The 15,484-nt window shown below is 69.7% G+C and carries 19 protein-coding genes; 9 read left to right on the forward strand and 10 right to left on the reverse strand.

Annotation, left to right across the window (positions count from 1 at the left end; translation table 11 throughout):
* Together ASD13_RS05735 and ASD13_RS05740 are read right to left on the reverse strand one after the other, a co-directional pair.
* Positions 1-357, reverse strand: a complete 357-nt coding sequence (locus ASD13_RS05735) for a hypothetical protein (RefSeq protein ID WP_017829767.1) — start codon at positions 355-357, stop codon at positions 1-3.
* Complete coding sequence (locus ASD13_RS05740; RefSeq protein WP_055866634.1) at positions 354-1,004, reverse strand: hypothetical protein; 651 nt, start codon at positions 1,002-1,004, stop codon at positions 354-356. Before ASD13_RS05740 ends, ASD13_RS05735 begins: the two co-directional genes overlap by 4 nt.
* A gap of 305 nt (positions 1,005-1,309) precedes the next feature.
* Here ASD13_RS05740 and ASD13_RS05745 point away from each other — a divergent pair, with 305 nt between their 5' ends.
* Positions 1,310-2,233 (forward strand): hypothetical protein, encoded by a 924-nt coding sequence (locus ASD13_RS05745; protein WP_055866636.1) that lies wholly within the window; start codon positions 1,310-1,312, stop codon positions 2,231-2,233.
* Here ASD13_RS05745 and ASD13_RS05750 read toward each other — a convergent pair.
* A complete protein-coding gene (locus ASD13_RS05750) occupies positions 2,221-3,060 on the reverse strand; it encodes a sulfurtransferase (protein WP_055866638.1) in 840 nt (279 codons plus the stop codon). The genes ASD13_RS05745 and ASD13_RS05750 overlap by 13 nt on opposite strands.
* 119 nt (positions 3,061-3,179) lie before the next feature.
* Between ASD13_RS05750 and ASD13_RS05755 the strand changes: the two genes are divergently transcribed.
* A complete protein-coding gene (locus ASD13_RS05755) occupies positions 3,180-4,091 on the forward strand; it encodes a DMT family transporter (protein ID WP_055866641.1) in 912 nt (303 codons plus the stop codon).
* Here the strand turns inward: ASD13_RS05755 and ASD13_RS05760 are convergent.
* The gene (locus ASD13_RS05760) at positions 4,081-5,100 is read right to left on the reverse strand and encodes a zinc-dependent alcohol dehydrogenase family protein (protein WP_055866644.1); all 1,020 of its coding nucleotides are present in this window, start codon (positions 5,098-5,100) and stop codon (positions 4,081-4,083) included. The genes ASD13_RS05755 and ASD13_RS05760 overlap by 11 nt on opposite strands.
* Before the next feature lie 129 nt (positions 5,101-5,229).
* On the opposite strand from ASD13_RS05760, the gene ASD13_RS05765 reads away from it, so the two are divergent.
* From ASD13_RS05765 to ASD13_RS05780, 4 genes are all read left to right on the forward strand, one after another.
* The gene (locus tag ASD13_RS05765) at positions 5,230-5,889 is read left to right on the forward strand and encodes a GTP cyclohydrolase II (protein ID WP_017829773.1); all 660 of its coding nucleotides are present in this window, start codon (positions 5,230-5,232) and stop codon (positions 5,887-5,889) included.
* Between the two features lie 17 nt (positions 5,890-5,906).
* The gene (locus tag ASD13_RS05770; protein ID WP_055866647.1) at positions 5,907-6,380 is read left to right on the forward strand and encodes a MarR family winged helix-turn-helix transcriptional regulator; all 474 of its coding nucleotides are present in this window, start codon (positions 5,907-5,909) and stop codon (positions 6,378-6,380) included.
* Positions 6,381-6,450: 70 nt separating this feature from the next.
* Positions 6,451-7,341, forward strand: a complete 891-nt coding sequence (locus ASD13_RS05775; protein ID WP_055866650.1) for a helix-turn-helix transcriptional regulator — start codon at positions 6,451-6,453, stop codon at positions 7,339-7,341.
* Between the two features lie 65 nt (positions 7,342-7,406).
* Positions 7,407-7,772 carry a helix-turn-helix domain-containing protein gene (locus ASD13_RS05780; RefSeq protein WP_055866653.1) on the forward strand — a complete coding sequence of 122 codons (366 nt, stop codon included), beginning with the start codon at positions 7,407-7,409 and terminating at the stop codon, positions 7,770-7,772.
* Between the two features lie 112 nt (positions 7,773-7,884).
* On the opposite strand, the gene ASD13_RS05785 is transcribed toward ASD13_RS05780, so the two are convergent.
* From ASD13_RS05785 to ASD13_RS05795, 4 genes are all read right to left on the reverse strand, one after another.
* Complete coding sequence (locus ASD13_RS05785; RefSeq protein WP_055866658.1) at positions 7,885-8,475, reverse strand: ClpP family protease; 591 nt, start codon at positions 8,473-8,475, stop codon at positions 7,885-7,887.
* The gene (locus ASD13_RS05790; protein WP_055866661.1) at positions 8,472-9,086 is read right to left on the reverse strand and encodes a ClpP family protease; all 615 of its coding nucleotides are present in this window, start codon (positions 9,084-9,086) and stop codon (positions 8,472-8,474) included. The genes ASD13_RS05785 and ASD13_RS05790 overlap by 4 nt, the downstream gene beginning before the upstream one ends.
* A complete protein-coding gene (locus ASD13_RS17725) occupies positions 9,083-9,205 on the reverse strand; it encodes a hypothetical protein (protein WP_268244442.1) in 123 nt (40 codons plus the stop codon). The genes ASD13_RS05790 and ASD13_RS17725 overlap by 4 nt, the downstream gene beginning before the upstream one ends.
* 75 nt (positions 9,206-9,280) lie before the next feature.
* Entirely contained in the window at positions 9,281-10,708 is a 1,428-nt protein-coding gene (locus tag ASD13_RS05795; protein WP_082531407.1) for a hypothetical protein, read from the reverse strand.
* Positions 10,709-10,922: 214 nt separating this feature from the next.
* On the opposite strand from ASD13_RS05795, the gene ASD13_RS05800 reads away from it, so the two are divergent.
* Positions 10,923-11,396, forward strand: a complete 474-nt coding sequence (locus ASD13_RS05800) for an acyl-CoA thioesterase (protein ID WP_017829781.1) — start codon at positions 10,923-10,925, stop codon at positions 11,394-11,396.
* A 28-nt stretch (positions 11,397-11,424) separates the two neighbouring features.
* Here the strand turns inward: ASD13_RS05800 and ASD13_RS05805 are convergent, their stop codons facing one another.
* Complete coding sequence (locus ASD13_RS05805) at positions 11,425-12,675, reverse strand: trans-sulfuration enzyme family protein (protein ID WP_055866666.1); 1,251 nt, start codon at positions 12,673-12,675, stop codon at positions 11,425-11,427.
* Between the two features lie 112 nt (positions 12,676-12,787).
* Between ASD13_RS05805 and ASD13_RS05810 the strand changes: the two genes are divergently transcribed.
* Positions 12,788-13,255, forward strand: a complete 468-nt coding sequence (locus ASD13_RS05810; RefSeq protein WP_017829783.1) for an Lrp/AsnC family transcriptional regulator — start codon at positions 12,788-12,790, stop codon at positions 13,253-13,255.
* A gap of 78 nt (positions 13,256-13,333) precedes the next feature.
* On the forward strand, positions 13,334-15,043 hold the full coding sequence (locus ASD13_RS05815) for an AMP-binding protein (RefSeq protein WP_200942453.1): 1,710 nt from the start codon (positions 13,334-13,336) through the stop codon (positions 15,041-15,043).
* Between the two features lie 4 nt (positions 15,044-15,047).
* Here the strand turns inward: ASD13_RS05815 and ASD13_RS05820 are convergent, their stop codons facing one another.
* Positions 15,048-15,470, reverse strand: a complete 423-nt coding sequence (locus ASD13_RS05820) for a hypothetical protein (protein WP_157535577.1) — start codon at positions 15,468-15,470, stop codon at positions 15,048-15,050.
* Between the last annotated feature and the right edge of the window lie 14 nt (positions 15,471-15,484).

Consider the following 15,484-nt stretch of genomic DNA (forward strand, 5'->3'; position numbering starts at 1 on the left):
TCAGGAGGAGGCGCGGCGGCCGGTCGCCTCGGAGTCGGGGTCGTCTCCCTCGGGCTCCTCGTCGTATAGCACCGGACGATCGATCGTCTTGGTGACGTCGGCCGGGTCGACGGCGAGGATCAGCATCGCGAGGATCAGCAGCGTCACGATGAAGGCCCCACCGCCGACGACGAGGCCCAGCGCCAACGGGGTCAGCCCGTCGTACGTGCCGTTCGCGATCGACGCGTTCACCCGCGACGTGAAGGCACCGGTGGAGACCAGCGTGACGACCATGGCGAAGACGCCGCAGCCGGCCGCGATGAGGAGCAGGTGCAGGGGCCGCAGAATGTCCCGGCGGGTGGGCTTCTCGTCGCTCATCGCTCTCCTCCGTGCTCCGCGGGAGCGGCGCTGTCGTTCGAATCGGATGCCGCGGTCGCGGCGTCGATCTGCTTCGGCGTGAGGCCGGCGATGCCGAGGAAGACGGCGACGATCGCCGCATAGCCGCCGAACATGCCGACACCGAGGATGATGCCGGAGAGCACGAATGTGCCGGCCTTGTCGATCGTGTACTCCTGCAGGAAACCGGCCGGGATCAGCAGCAGGACGACACCGAGCAGAACACCCAGCGCCCCCACGGAGATCGCGTCGCGGGACAGCATGCCGCCGGTGCGACGAGCCCGGATCCCGGCGAGCAGCTCGATGCCGCCGCTGACGATCGCCCAGGACGACACGACGACGAAGAACAGATCATCGGAGCGCCAGGCCGGGATGCCGCTCACCATGCCGGCGACGATGCCGACCGCTGCGAGCAGCACGTACGACCAGCGCGACCCTGCGGGAACGACCAGCCAGGCCGCGAGCACCTGCACGAGGGCGGTGATGAGGACGAAGCCGCTGAAGACGGACAGACCGACGGGTGCCGAGTGATCGGACGAGAACGTGATCATCAGCGCAGCGACTGCGGCGAACAGGGCGCGCAGCAATTGGACGTGGCGCATGGTGAATGCGCGAGCAGGGGCAGACATGACGGTCCAGAGTCCTCCGGGGTATTGCTCCCAGTCTACGCGGGGCTGCGCAGACGCAACGCCGGGGGCCGCGCGGAGGGAGGATTCGTGAAGCCCGGCTGATCTCCCCAGATCGATTGCCGGGCTTCACGACATACGCAGCAAGGGGGGCATCACTGCGTCAGGCCGGTGATCGCAGGACTGGGCACCCTGCCTGCGAAGACGGCCAAGTGACCCCACATGCTTACCCGGTCCCCTGAGGTACGCGCGTGCGGTCGTATGCTCACTCTAAGGCGCTGATCTTCACATACCGGAGGGGATCTGTGATGAATATCGAAGATGACGCGCGCAGAGCCGAATCCGATGACTTCGCGAACGCCCTGCGCGACGCGATAAACGCCAAGCCGGTGACGCTGTCGTGGCTGCAGCGGCAGCTCAAGGCACGCGGGAATCGCGTGTCCATGGCGACGCTGAGCTATTGGCGATCGGGCGCGCGACGGCCGGAGGGCGTGCAGTCGCTGGCCGCGCTCTCCGACATCGAGGAGCTTCTCGGGCTCGACGTCGGCGCACTGAGCAGACTTCTCCGCTCGACGAACCGCACAGGGCCGCTCGGCCCTAACCAGTTCCCGATCGAGGAGGAAGAGCTCGAGCTGGCGGTGATCGAGGCCTTCCGCGCGCTCGGCGCCCCGTATCCCGACACCTCGCGCGAGCTCACGACCCATTCGGTGACCGATGTGGGCGCCGACGGCAACATCGCCTCCAGCATCACGCGCAGCATCGTGCAGTCCACGGTGGGCACCATCACGGCGATCCCCTTCCTGGAGATCAACCCCGGGGTGCGCACCCCCGCACCGGAGCTGGCGGCCGTGTCCGGCGGCACGATCGCCGCTCGATACTCCCACCCGGACGGTGAGGTGCACGGGGTGCTGTTCGAGCTCGACGTGCCTCTGACGGCGCCGGAGACCGCGATGGTCGAATGGTCGGTCGAGTATCCGCCCGACTATCCCCAGACGCGCGACACCGGTCACGCCGTGGCTCAGAAGGCCAGAGAGCTGCTGGTGTGGACGCGCTTTCACCCCGATGCCATCCCGGACTGGTGCGAGGAGCACGTCGAGACGCCGGACGGCGTGACGGTGACGCCGCTGCCGCCGCCGCGCGGAACGTCGGTGCATCTGGTGCGCAGGGCGTTCGGCCCCGGCGCCCTCAGCCTGCACTGGGGATACGGTCCCCGCGAGGATCAGCCGGGCTGATCGCCCGTCGCGACCGGACGGCCAGGGGTGTTGGACCACTGACTCCACGATCCGGGGAAGACCTTCGCGTCGATGCCGACCTCGTGCAGGACCAGCGCCGTGTGGGCGGCCGTCACACCGGAACCGCAGTACGCCGCGACCGTCGTCCCCGGGGTCACGCCGACCTCGGCGAAGCTGGCCAGGATCGTCTCTCGATCGAGGATGCGCCCCTGCGCGTCGAAGTGCACGGGTTCGGGAAGGTTGCGCGCGCCGGGGATGTGCCCGCCGACCGGGTCGTAGGGCTCGGAGTCGCCGCGATATCGATCGGCAGCACGGGCATCGATCAGCACGCCGGATGCCGGGAAGGCGGCAGCCTCGTCGATCGAGATCGCATCGCCGCCGATCGGGCGGAGGACGACGTCGCCCGGTTCCGGGCGCACATCGTCGGTCGCGACGTCGAACCCCGCGGCCTTCCAGCCCTGGATACCGCCGTCGAGCACGCGCACGTCGATGCCGCCCTGACGCAGCAGCCACCACGCGCGGGCAGCCGAGATGCTCTTGAAGTCGTCGTAGGCGACGACCGTGTCACCGGCTCGCACGCCCCATCGACGGGCCGCCTCCTGGAGGGCTGCCGTCGACGGCAGCGGGTGCCGTCCCTCCGAGGGCTCGCCGTGGGTGGACAGCTCGGTGTCGAGCCCGACGAACACGGCACCGGGGATGTGTCCGGTGAGGTAGTCGTCGTGCCCCGCCTCCGGACGGTCGAGCCGCCAGCGCACATCGATCACGCGCACCGGCTCTCCCTGGGTCAGAAGTTCGTTCAGCTCGACGGCACTCACGAAGTCGCTCATGCTGCGAGGCTACCGAGTCGGCCACCGCATCCGGTGCGCGTACGTCTTCTCCCGTCACGATCCGCGCGGCGGTCGCAGCCCGTTAGGCTCTATCCGGCAACGTCGAGAAAGGGCCAACGATGCCCTCTCGTCTGCGTTTCATGCGGCTGCGTCCGCAGGAGGCCGCGCTCATCGCGATCACCGCGGTCTGGGGCAGCACGTTCCTGCTGGTGCACTGGGCGATGGAGCACGCGGGTCCCTGGTTCTTCGTCGGCATCCGGTTCCTCATCGCAGGGCTCATCAGCGTCGTGATCTTCCGCCGCGTGCTGCGCGGCATCCGCTGGCGCGACATCGGCGCCGGCGTCGCGATCGGCGTGATGATCTACCTCGGCTACGGTCTGCAGACGCTGGGGCTGCAGAGCATCGACAGCAGCACCTCGGCCTTCATCACCGCGATGTACGTGCCGCTGGTGCCGCTCGCGCAGTGGGCCGTGTTCCGCAAGCGTCCGCCCGCCATGGCGTTCGTCGGCGCGGGGCTGGCCTTCGTCGGGCTGCTGTTCATCGCGGGACCCGACGCCTTCGCGCTGACACTCGGCGCCGGCGAGATCGCGACCATGATCAGCACCGTGCCGATCGCCGCGGAGATCATCCTGATCAGCCTGTTCGCGGGGAAGATCGACCTCGGACGCATCACCGTCGTGCAGCTGCTGACCGCGGGAGTGCTGGGGCTGCTCACGATGCCGGTGGTGGGCGAGGGCGTGCCGGAGTTCTCCTGGGTCTGGGTCGGCTGCGCGGTCGGACTGGGGGCGGCGAGCTGTCTGATCCAGCTGACCATGAACTGGGCGCAGAAGTCGGTGTCACCCACCCGCGCGACCATCATCTACGCCGGAGAACCGGTGTGGGCAGGGGTCATCGGACGCATCGCCGGTGAACGCCTGCCCGCGACCGCACTCATCGGCGGGGCGCTCGTCGTGCTCGGGATCCTCGCGAGCGAGCTGAAGCTCGTCCGGCGACGCGCGAAGCAGGAAGCACCCCCGGAGGTCAGAGCGTGAGCAGCACCTTGGTCGCCCGGCGTTCGTCCATCGCCCGGTAGCCCTCCGCGGCCTCCTCCAAGGGAAGGGTCAGGTCGAAGACCTTGCCCGGATCGATCTTCCGGTCCCAGATGAGCTGGATCAGCTCGGGGAGGAAGCGGCGCACCGGCGCAGGACCGCCGTGCAGGTGCACGCCGGAGAAGAACAGCTCGTCGCCCGGCAGCGCCACGTCGTGGGAGACACCGACGTAGCCGACGTGGCCGCCGGGGCGGGTGGAGCGGATCGCCTGCATCATGGACTCCTGCGTGCCGACCGCCTCGATCACCGAGTGCGCGCCGAGGCCGTTCGTGAGCTCCTTGATGCGCGCGACACCCGCGTCTCCACGCTCGGAGACGATGTCGGTCGCGCCGAACTCGCGTGCCAGCGCCTGCCGATCGGCGTGCCGGCTCATCGCGATGATGCGTTCGGCGCCGAGCTCCCGCGCGGCGAGGATGCCGAGGAGCCCCACGGCACCGTCACCGACGACGGCGACGGTCTTGCCCGGTCCGACCTCGGCGGCGACGGCCGCGAACCAGCCCGTGCCGAGGACGTCGGATGCGGCGAGCAGCGAGGGGATCAGGTCGGCACCGGGCTGTCCGGGTGTGACGACCAGCGTGCCGTCGGCGTGCGGGATGAGCGCGTACTCGGCCTGCGTGCCGTATCTGCCCATCGGCACGACGTGCACGCAGCGGGACTGGTAGCCCGCCTGGCAGATCTCGCACGTGTTGTCGGACGCCATGAACGAGCCGACCACGAAGTCGCCGACCTTCAGCGTCTGCACCGCGGCGCCGATCTCCTCCACGACGCCGACGTACTCGTGCCCCATCGGGTCATGATCGACCTCGTTCGCACCGCGGTACGGCCACAGGTCGGAACCGCAGATGCAGGTCGCCGCGATCCGGATCACGGCGTCGGTGGGTCGGGTGATGGTGGGCTTCTCCCGCTCCTCGACTCTGACGTCGCCGGGGGCGTGCATGACTACTCCGCGCATTCGTGATGCTCCTTCTCTCGCGTGACATCCAGTCAACGCCGATTCCGCCCCGGATGGGAGGTACTGAGGGAACCCCTTCGAGATTCACAGATCCGGGAATACTCCGCAGGAGCACGTGTTGCACCCGACATGATTGAAACTTCAACCGTCGCTCCGGTCGCCACGGAGCGCACGCGCGTCCGCGTGCCGCTGCGCTTCGGCGACGGCTTCTCCACGACCGCCGACGTGGTCACGTTCGACGGACTGATCGACGCTCGCGAGCACCTTCTGCTGGGGCTCGGCGACTGGAACGCCGCGATCGAACGCGCGACCGACGGCGGGGATGCCCCGCTCGTGCGACCGCACAGCGAATGCCTCACCGGCGACGTCTTCGGGTCGGAGCGCTGCGACTGCGGCCCCCAGCTGCGCGAGGCCGTGGAGCGCATCGCCGCCGAGGGCGGCTTCCTGCTCTACTTGCGCCAGGAGGGTCGGGGCATCGGCCTCTACGCCAAGCTCGACGCCTACGCCCTGCAGGATGCGGGGCTCGACACGTACGAGGCGAACGTCGCCCTGGGCCGCGGCGAGGACGAGCGCGACTACACCGTGGCCGCCCAGATGCTGAAGGCCGTCGGGGTCGACGGCATCCGCCTGCTGAGCAACAACCCCGACAAGGCCGTGCAGCTCGAGGAGCTCGGCATCCGCGTGACCGAGAGGGTGCCGACCGAGGTGCACCTGTCGGAGTCCAACTCCCGCTACCTGCAGGCCAAGCGGGACCACACGGCGCACACGCTCGACCTGTCGGCGGCGTGACAGTCCAGGAGGACACCATGACGGCGGAGCAGCCGCATCCGCGTCGACTCGACGACACCGAGATGGACACGTGGCTGCCCGTGATCCGCTTCGTCCAGCTGCTGCCGCAGGTGCTCGATCGCACGCTGAAGGACGAGGTCGGGCTCAACCACGCGCGCTACGCCATCCTCGTCACCCTGGCGGGCCGGGGCGAGGGCGCCGTCACCATGACCGAGCTCGCCCGCATCGCCGGGCTCAGCCGTTCGCGTCTGAGCCACGCGCTCGACTCGCTCGAGGAACGAGGCTGGGTCGAGCGCGCCTCGTGCGGCGCCGACAAGCGCACCCTCTCGGCCGCCCTGACTCCGGCGGGGCGGGAGATGCTGCGCACGGCCGCTCCCGTGCACGTCGAACAGGTGCGGGAACTCGTGCTCGATCCGCTCACCGCCGAGGAGCGCGAACAGCTGAGGGCGATCCTCGGGAAGCTCCTGCCGGGCGTGACGGCGGCGCTGTGAACGGGTGCGGGCCGGTCACCGGTACCGCCAGTGCCTCCCTCCACGGTCACTGAGCGCGTAGCGTCGGAGCATGGACACCCGCAGCGAGGTGCGCGAGTTCCTCTCCACGAGGCGCGCACGCATCACCCCCGACCAGGCAGGACTGCCCGCATTCGGTGGCAACCGCCGGGTTCCGGGCCTGCGTCGCGAGGAGGTCTCACTGCTCGCGGGCGTCAGTGTGGACTACTACACACGGCTCGAACGCGGTGACCTGTCCGGCGCCTCCGACAGCGTGCTCGAAGCTCTCGCCCGCGCGCTGCAGCTGGATGAGGCTGAGACCGCGCACCTGTTCGACCTCGCCCGCGCCGCGAACGCCTCCCCGGTCGCGCGGACACCTCGCAAGAAGTCGACGGTGCTGCGGCCCAGCATCCTCCGTCTGCTCGATGCGATGACCGAGGCGCCGGCGATCGTGCGCGACAACCACTTCGACTACCTCGCCGCGAACGCCCTGGGGCGAGCCCTGTACGCCCCCGTGTTCGCACAGCCGCAGCCGAACAGCGCCCGCTTCGCCTTCCTCGATCCGGCGGCGCAGGAGTTCTACCCCGAATGGGAGCGCAACACGCAGGAGCTCGTGGCCGCGATGCGGGGCGAAGCCGGACGCAATCCCTTCGACCGCAGGCTCACCGATCTCGTCGGCGAGCTCTCGACGCGGAGCGAGCGGTTCCGCACACTGTGGGCTGCCCACAACGTGCGCTTCCACCGCACGGGTGTGAAGCGCATCGCGCATCCGGTGGTCGGGGAGATCGAGCTGACATACGAGGCGTTCGAGCTGCCCGCCGATCCCGGCCTGCACCTGTCGACCTATACGGCGGAACCGGGAACACCCTCGGCCGACAAGCTGAGGATGCTCGCCAGCTGGGCGGCGACGGATGCGGGGGCATTCCCCTCCGCGGCATCCGCATCCGACCGCGCGGAGGCCTGAGCCGCGTGGTTCTGCTCTGAGCAGAACCGCTCGAACGCGCCTGATGCCCCGGATTATCGTGAGGCATGGCCGACATCCTCTCGTTCCCGCGCGCCCCTCGCCCCGACCGTCCGCAGCCGAGCGGACCCGAACCGCTCTGGCGGCACATGCTGGGCGACCAGCTGCGGCGTCGACGCCACGACCGCGAAGAGACCCTCACGGAGACCGCGGAGAAGGCCGGCGTCTCTCCGCAGTACCTCTCCGAGGTCGAGCGCGGGTTGAAGGAGCCGTCGAGCGAGATGATCGCTGCGATAGCCGGCGCTCTCGACACGAGCCTCATCGAGCTGACGAGCGCCGTGGCCGATGAGCTGCGCTCTGCTGCGGTGTCGGCATCCGCTGCGGTGTCGATCTCCGCTGCGGTGTCACGTGGCGCACTCGCCCTCGCCGCCTGATCCCCGGACCCGTCATCTGCATGATCGACGGACGGATGCATGACCACAGGTCCCACTTCGGTCATGCATCCATCCAACGCTCATGCATCCGTCCGCCAGCCCGGACGCCACCTCAGCTCCGCGCGCCCAGCACCGTGTCGAGGAGTCCGTACTCGAGCGCGGCCGCGGCGGTGAACACCCGATCGCGGTCGGTGTCGGCGCGCAGTTGTGCGACCGTGCGGCCGCTGTGCCCGGCGAGGATCTCCTCCATATCCGAGCGCACCCGCACCACCTCGTCGGCCGCGAGGATCAGGTCGGGGATCGCGCCTCGAGACTGCCCGGCCGGCTGATGCAGCACGATGCGGGCGTGCGCGAGGGCAGCCCGCTCCCCTGGCGCTCCGGCGGCGACGAGCAGCGCGGCGGGGCCGATCGCCTGCCCCACGCACGTCGTCGCGATGCGCGGACGGATGTGCCGCATCGTGTCGTAGATCGCCAGCGCCGCACCGGGATCCCCGCCCTCGCTGTTGATGTAGAACTGGACACCAGACTCCGGGCTGTCCGCGTCGAGGTGCAGCAGCTGCGCGATGAGGGCGTTCGCGACCCCCGCATCGATGCCGGTGCCGAGATAGATGACGCGCTCCGCGAGCAGGTGCGAGTACACGTCCATGATGCGCTCCCCTCGCGGATGCTGCGCGATGACGTTCGGGATCGTGTAGCCGCTCATGCGTCCGCCCCCAGCCCGACTCGTGTGCGTCGTCGCGGCATGACCTCGGCGATCGAGGCGACGATGCCGTCGATGAAGCCGTACTCCTGCGCCTGTGTCGCGGTGTACCAGCGGTCGTGCAGCGAGTCCTCGAAGATGCGGGCGACCGGCTGACCCGTGTCGGTGGCGATGAGCCCGAGCACGGTGTCGCGCATGTGCCGGAGGTCGTCGGCCTGCGTCTCGATCTCGCCGGCCGAGCCGCCGATGCCCGCAGACCCCTGATGCATGAGGATGCGCGCGTGCGCGAGCGCCCGCCGTCTGCCCGGCGTGCCGGCGGAGAGCAGGAACTGCCCGGCGCTGCACGCGAGTCCGAGGGCCAGGGTCGCGACATCGTTGGGGATGAGCCGCATGATGTCGCGGATCGCAAGCATCGATGGCACGGAGCCGCCGGGCGAGTGGATCCAGAGCGCGATCTCGGCGAGGGGGTCTTCCGTCGAGAGCGCGAGCAGCTGCGTCATCAGCAGCGTGCCGTTGTCGTCGTCGAGAGCACCGTCGAGCACGAGCACCCGCTCGTGGAACAGCGCCCGCCGGGCTTCAGGACCGAACTGCCGGATGGGGTTGTCTTCGCTCATGCCCCCAGCATCCGCCGCAGCGCTCCGAGCAGGACCGGATTCTGCCGTGGGCGGCTCTGCCCTGAGCGGATGCGTGCAGACGCGGGCTCACCGGTGGCGTCCACCTCGGAGCTGTTCACCGAGCCCCCTGGGCGGATGCTGGTGGGGGCGGCATCCGCCCAGGGGGACTCGGGTGGGGGTGGGGATGGGTGGGGTCAGGCAGCGAGGGCGAGAGCGCGCCGGTGGGTGATGCGGTGACCGACCCAGAAGCCGATCGCGATCAGCCCGGCCAGGGCGACCCCGAGGATCCAGGGCAGCATCGAGGGCGCGGCCCCTGCGGTGGCGGTGGCGAGGGTGCCGGAGCCTTCCGCGATCAGGCCGTTGCCCTCGGCGAGATCGGCGGCTCCGACTTCGAGCTTGTCCCCGCCCGCCGCGAGATCACCAGAGCCGTCCGCGACCGCGGAGGCTCCCGTCGAGAGTTCGCCGATGCCGATGTTGAGGTCGCCGGCACCGGACTGCAGCGCGCCGACGCCGGCGGCGAGCGTGCTCGCGCCGTCGTTCAGGCGGGTCGCGCCCGCGCTGAGGTTGGCCGTGCCCGAGTAGAGGGACGATGCTCCGGTGGAGAGTGCCTGCAGACCGGAGGCGAGCTTCGCGGCGCCGGCCGAGAGCTGCGACGTGCCCGATTGCAGAGTCTGCGCGCCGGCGACGAGGGCGGGCGCCCCCTGAGGTGCGATGAGCGCCGCGGTGCCGGGCCACTTCTGGGACGCGTCTCCGCTGATGAGCGCGTTGACGCCCGCCGTGACCCTCGCGGAGCCACCGGCTGCGGCTACGAGCCCCTGTGCGAGAGCGGGAGCCGACGCCGCAGGGGCCACCAGAGCGTCGACCTCCCCGTCGACCTGCATGGCGAGCGTGACGAGGTCACGGACCTTCGCGTCGTCGGGGGAGGTCGCGAGCAGATCGGCGAGGCCATCGGCGAGCTGCTGGGAGTGGCCGGGGGCCATGGACGCGAGACCCTTGAGCGTCGCCTCCGTGGACGGCTGCGCCAGGCCCTGCACTGCGGGCGTCACACCCTTGCGAAGCGTGTCGCTGAAACCTGTCGCGCCGACGAGCACGCCGTTCGCGTATGCGTGCGCACCGTTGACGCCTGCTGCGAGCGTCGACATCCCGCTGGAGAGCGCCTGGGCCCCGGCATCCGCCGTCGCCAGCTTCGACGCGAGCTCCTGGGCCCCGGCGAGCGCCGTCTGCGCTCCCCCGCTGACCTTGCCCGCGCCGGCCACCGCCGAAGACGCTCCGGCGGCCAGGCTGCTCGCACCCTCGGCGAGCGTCGTGGCACCGGTCGCGGCCGTCGTGGCACCGTCGCTCAGCTTCTGCGATCCCGCGTGCGCGCTGGCTGCCCCCGCGGAGAGGTCGATGCTGCCCGCGGCGAGCTGCGATGCGCCGGCCGAGAGGTCTGCGGCGCCGGCGGCGAGATCGGCGGAACCGTCTTTCGCCGATGTGGTGCCCTCGGCGAGTTCGGACGCTCCGGCGGCGATCTTGCTCGTCGTCACGAAGAACAGGATCACCATGGCGGCCAGCAGCAGGCTGAGGACGATCACGGCGATGCGCATGCCGATGCCGTGCGAATGGGGTGTGGTACTCGTCATCGAGGACTCCCGAGGTCAGTGGCGTCGTTGCCACCGGTGACTGTATGGGCAGGCTCGACCCCGACCACCGGATTTGCCGTTCGATACCAAGTCTCAGCGCTCTTGGGACTCGGTTTCTTGTGGCGAGTGCACAAACGATGGGCGCAGACCCCTGTGCCTTCCACGAAAACGGAACGTAACATCGTGGACTCACGGCCCGCCTAGTCTCGTGCCCATGGCGAAGCAGAAGGCACCGGCGTGGCAGTGGTCGGAGGACGGACTCAACTTCCGCACCCGCAAGTGGGTGCGCCCGGAGGATCTCAACGCGAACGGCTCGCTGTTCGGCGGCAGCCTGCTGAAGTGGATCGACGAAGAGGCCGCGATCTACGCGATCGTGCAGCTGGGCAACTACCGCGCCGTGACCAAGCACATCTCGGAGATCAACTTCGAGGCCTCGGCCGTGCAGGGCGACCTGATCGAGATCGGCCTGCAGGCGACCCACTTCGGCAGGACCTCCCTGACGATGCGCGCGGTGGCCAGGAACATGATCACGCGCAAGCGCATCCTCACGATCGAGAAGATCGTGTTCGTGAGCCTCGACGACGACGGGACACCGACTCCGCACGGCTACACCGAGATCACCTACGACCGAGACCGGATGCCGACCGAGCACATCGCCACCGGGACGATCCGGCTCCCCTCACCCTGACACTGCTCGACAGCGCCGAGCCACCTCCTCAGGCGCGAACAGCCCCCCGGTGCGTCTCGCTCGAGGAGGTGACCCGGTCGGAGAGGGGCGCTTCGACCGTGAAGGCCGGCGCAGCGGCGAACGCCTGAGCCAGATCGGCGATGAGATCGTCGACGTCTTCCAGGCCGATCGACAGCCGCAGCACGTCGGCGGCGGGCCGCGCCTCCGACGGCACCGGGCGATGGGTGAGTGCGGCGGGGTGCTGGATCAGCGAGTCGACGCCGCCCAGCGAGACGGCGTGCGTGAACAGGGTCGTCGCGGTCGTGACGGCGGAGGCTGCGGCGAAACCACCCCGCATCCGCATCGCGATCATCGCACCGGTGCCCCGCATCTGTCGTTCCAGGATGCCGCGCGGGTCACCGTCCAGACCCGGGTAGTAGACCTCGGCGATCTCCGGCCGATCGATGAGCCACTGCACGATCCGTCGCGCACTCTCCTGCTGGTGCCGCACGCGCACCGGCAGGGTCGTGAGGCCACGGTGCAGCAGATACGCCCCGAGGGGATGCAGCAGCCCGCCGGTCACCGCCCGCACGCGGCGCAGCGCCTGCGCCGTCTCCTCCCCGCACGCGACGACGCCGGCGATCACATCGCCGTGGCCGCCGAGGTACTTGGTGGCGCTGTGCAACGACATCGCAGCACCCAGATCGATCGGATTCTGCAGCACCGGGGTCGCGAAGGTGTTGTCGACGACGACCGGCACCGACCCGGCCTGACGCACCACGTCGGCGATGTCGGCGATCTCGAGCGTCGGGTTCGCCGGGGTCTCGACGACCACGAGGCCGGTATCGGGACGGACGGCTGCCGCGACCTCGTCGGGATGGCAGTAGGTGGTCTCGACGCCGAGCAGCCCGGATCCGAGCAGGTGGTCGGTGCCCCCGTAGAGCGGACGCACCGCGACCACGTGGCGCGCCCCCGTCGCACCGGTGTGTGCGAGGATCACGGCCGTCATCGCGGCCATGCCCGAGGCGAAGGCGACAGACGCATCGGCGTGCTCGAGTTCGGCCAGTGCCTCCTCGAAGCGGGCGACCGTGGGATTCCACAGCCGCGCGTAGACCATGCTGCCGTCGGCCGGGGGACGCCCGCCCGTCGCCATCGCCTCGTACGAGTCCCCGCCGCGCTCGATGTCGGGGAGCGGATTCGTCGTCGACAGGTCGATCGGCAGCGCGTGGACCCCGAGACCCTCGAGATCGGAGCGTCCGCTGTGGACGGCGACGGTGTCGGGATGCAGCGGTGCAGTCATGCCTCCACGTTGCCGGAATCACGATGAATGCGCAGAAGATCGACAGAAGCCGCCAGAAAATCGATGCGGAACGCTACTCTGTGCAATATCCAGCAGGCAAGGAGGCCTTCCGTTGGCGAAAGCACAACTCGACGAGATCGACCTCGAACTGCTCGCGGTCCTCACTCGTGATGCCGAGACGACGAACAAGGCGCTCGCGCATCGGCTCGGCCTCGCCGAGTCGACCTGCGCGCATCGGGTGCGGGCGCTGCGCGAGCGGGGCGTCATCCGCGACACCCGCATCCGCATCGACGGGGCCGCCCTCGGTTTCCCGCTGCAGGCGATCATCAAGGTGCGCCTCGCGAACCACACCGGGGCGAAGGTGACCGCGCTCTTCGATGCCCTCGCCGACATCCCGCGCGTGCTGCAGGTCTTCCACGTGGCCGGCGTCGACGACTTCCTCGTGCACGTGGCGGTGCAGGATGCGACGGCACTGCGCGACATCGTGCTCGAGCACATCACGGTCCATCCGGTCGTGCGCGGCACCGAGACCCAGCTCGTGTTCGAGCTGCGCGACGGACCGGGAGTGCTCTCCGCCTGACCCGTCCGACCGGAACGAGCGGGGCGTCGATGCGTGCGCGAGGATGGAATGCACGTCAGCCAGGAGCAAGGGAGCACCATGAGCCGCAGCGCCACCGCCGCCACGCACACCGTCCGCGAGATGCGGGACTTCCTCTTCGCGAACGCCACCGACTACGAGGCGGCGCGGGCCGGGTTCGCCTGGCCGCAGGTGCCGGAGTTCAACTTCGCGCTGGAGTGGTTCGACGTGGTCGCTGGCGAGAATCCCGACCGACCGGCGGTGCAGATCGTCGAGGCCGACCTGAGCCTGCGCTCCTGGACCTACGGCGAGCTGTCGGCACGATCCGACCAGGTGGCCGCCTGGCTCGCCGCTCTCGGCATCGGCCGCGGCGACCACGTGATCGTGATGCTGAACAACACGATCGAGCTGTGGGAGGTGATGCTGGCGATCACGAAGATCGGCGCCGTCTCCATCCCGAGCTCGACCCTCCTCTCCGCGGCGGATCTCGCCTACCGCGTAGACCACGGCCGCGCGCGGGCGGTCATCACGCTCGGAGCCCTCGCCGACCGCCTCGACGGCATCGGGCCCGACATCCTGCGCATCGGCGTGGGCGACGGCATCCCGTCCGGCTGGGCGCGCTTCGATGATTCGACCGCTGCCACGGCGGTCTTCGAGCCCGACGGCCCGACCCCCTCGTCCGACACCGCCCTGCTCTACTTCACCTCGGGCACCACGAACCGGCCGAAACTCGTGCAGCACACGCACGCCTCGTATCCGATCGGGCATCTGTCGACCATGTGGTGGCTCGGTGTGCGCCCCGACGATGTGCACCTCAACATCTCCTCCCCCGGCTGGGCGAAGCACGCCTGGTCGAGCTTCTACTCGCCGTTCCTCGCCGAGGCGACCGTCTTCGTCTACAACTACGCCCGCTTCGATGCGAACACGCTCATGCAGGTCATGGACACCCACCACGTGTCGACGTTCTGCGCGCCGCCGACGGTGTGGCGGATGCTGATCCAGGCCGACCTCGCCCGCCTCACCCACCCGCCGCGGGAGCTGGTGGGGGCGGGTGAGCCGCTGAACCCTGAGGTCATCGACCGGGTGCGCGACTCCTGGGGCGGAACGATCCGCGACGGCTTCGGCCAGACCGAGATGACCGCCTGCATCGGCAACTCCCCGGGTCAAGCCGTGAAGGTCGGTTCCATGGGCCGCCCCCTGCCCGGATACCCGGTGGTGCTGCTGGACCCCGTCACCGGAGAGGTCGTCGACGCCGAGGGCGAGATCGCGCTCGACCTGTCCCGGCCTCCGCTCGGGCTCATGGCCGGGTACTACGACGACCCAGAGAAGACCGCCGAGTCCCGGGCGGGTGGTTACCACCACACCGGCGACATCGCGGTGCGCGACGGCGATGGCTACCTCACCTACGTCGGACGCTCCGATGACGTGTTCAAGGCCTCCGACTACAAGATCTCGCCGTTCGAGCTCGAGTCCGTGCTGCTGGAGCACGACCTCGTGATCGAGGCGGCGGTGATCCCGAGTCCCGATCCGACGCGTCTGGCCGTGCCGAAGGCCTACGTGTGCCTGACCTCCGATGTCGCAGCCGCCGACTCGGACGCGGCGCGCGCGATCTTCGCCTACGCGCACGAGCGGCTGTCGTCGCACCTGTGGGTGCGGATCATCGAGTTCGTTCCGGAGCTGCCGAAGACGATCTCGGGCAAGATCCGCCGTGTCGAGCTGCGCGCTCGCGAGGCCGCGCGTGTGCAATCAGGAGACGAGAGCGGACAGCACCGCGACCGCGACTACCGCTGAACGCTCAGCGTACGATCGCGACCGATGCCGTCGCCGGCCCGGTCTTCGACAGTGCCGACTTCGAGGTCGGAGCCGTGGGTGCCTTCGAGGCGGGAACCGCCTTCGGCAGCGCGTCCTCGGCCGTACGATCGACCCGTCCGTCACCGGCCGCGTTCACGATCGCACGCACGATGGCGCCGACGATCAGCATCGCCACGAGCGATCCGCACGCCAGGATCAGCGGCGTCCAGTCCTGCCCGAACGAGGCTGCGACACTCATCAGTGCGCCCACGATCCACAGACCCACCGCGCCCCCGGCGAGCCCACCGGCTCCTCGGATGATCGCGACCGCCGCGACGATCGCGAAGATGGCGGCGAGCGCCGCACCCGCGTAACCGATCGGCACCATCACCGCGGCCAGATCGCTGGCCACTCTCATTGTCGTCATGACGACCCCCCGTC

The organism is Microbacterium sp. Root1433D1 (genome assembly GCF_001426835.1).
Lineage (GTDB): Bacteria > Actinomycetota > Actinomycetes > Actinomycetales > Microbacteriaceae > Microbacterium > Microbacterium maritypicum.

Bases quoted from the DNA above. Each gene is read 5' to 3' on its own strand.
- ASD13_RS05790 (WP_055866661.1), bottom strand. From the start codon at position 9,086: ATGAGCGAAGACAACCCCATCCGGCAGTTCGGTCCTGAAGCCCGGCGG.
- ASD13_RS05795 (WP_082531407.1), bottom strand. From the start codon at position 10,708: ATGACGAGTACCACACCCCATTCGCACGGCATCGGCATGCGCATCGCC.
- ASD13_RS05765 (WP_017829773.1), top strand. From the start codon at position 5,230: ATGATTGAAACTTCAACCGTCGCTCCGGTCGCCACGGAGCGCACGCGC.
- ASD13_RS05780 (WP_055866653.1), top strand. From the start codon at position 7,407: ATGGCCGACATCCTCTCGTTCCCGCGCGCCCCTCGCCCCGACCGTCCG.
- ASD13_RS05750 (WP_055866638.1), bottom strand. From the start codon at position 3,060: ATGAGCGACTTCGTGAGTGCCGTCGAGCTGAACGAACTTCTGACCCAG.
- ASD13_RS05735 (WP_017829767.1), bottom strand. From the start codon at position 357: ATGAGCGACGAGAAGCCCACCCGCCGGGACATTCTGCGGCCCCTGCAC.
- ASD13_RS05755 (WP_055866641.1), top strand. From the start codon at position 3,180: ATGCCCTCTCGTCTGCGTTTCATGCGGCTGCGTCCGCAGGAGGCCGCG.
- ASD13_RS05785 (WP_055866658.1), bottom strand. From the start codon at position 8,475: ATGAGCGGCTACACGATCCCGAACGTCATCGCGCAGCATCCGCGAGGG.
- ASD13_RS05760 (WP_055866644.1), bottom strand. From the start codon at position 5,100: ATGCGCGGAGTAGTCATGCACGCCCCCGGCGACGTCAGAGTCGAGGAG.
- ASD13_RS05800 (WP_017829781.1), top strand. From the start codon at position 10,923: ATGGCGAAGCAGAAGGCACCGGCGTGGCAGTGGTCGGAGGACGGACTC.
- ASD13_RS05775 (WP_055866650.1), top strand. From the start codon at position 6,451: ATGGACACCCGCAGCGAGGTGCGCGAGTTCCTCTCCACGAGGCGCGCA.
- ASD13_RS05745 (WP_055866636.1), top strand. From the start codon at position 1,310: ATGAATATCGAAGATGACGCGCGCAGAGCCGAATCCGATGACTTCGCG.
- ASD13_RS05820 (WP_157535577.1), bottom strand. From the start codon at position 15,470: ATGACGACAATGAGAGTGGCCAGCGATCTGGCCGCGGTGATGGTGCCG.
- ASD13_RS05805 (WP_055866666.1), bottom strand. From the start codon at position 12,675: ATGACTGCACCGCTGCATCCCGACACCGTCGCCGTCCACAGCGGACGC.
- ASD13_RS05815 (WP_200942453.1), top strand. From the start codon at position 13,334: ATGAGCCGCAGCGCCACCGCCGCCACGCACACCGTCCGCGAGATGCGG.
- ASD13_RS05740 (WP_055866634.1), bottom strand. From the start codon at position 1,004: ATGTCTGCCCCTGCTCGCGCATTCACCATGCGCCACGTCCAATTGCTG.
- ASD13_RS05770 (WP_055866647.1), top strand. From the start codon at position 5,907: ATGACGGCGGAGCAGCCGCATCCGCGTCGACTCGACGACACCGAGATG.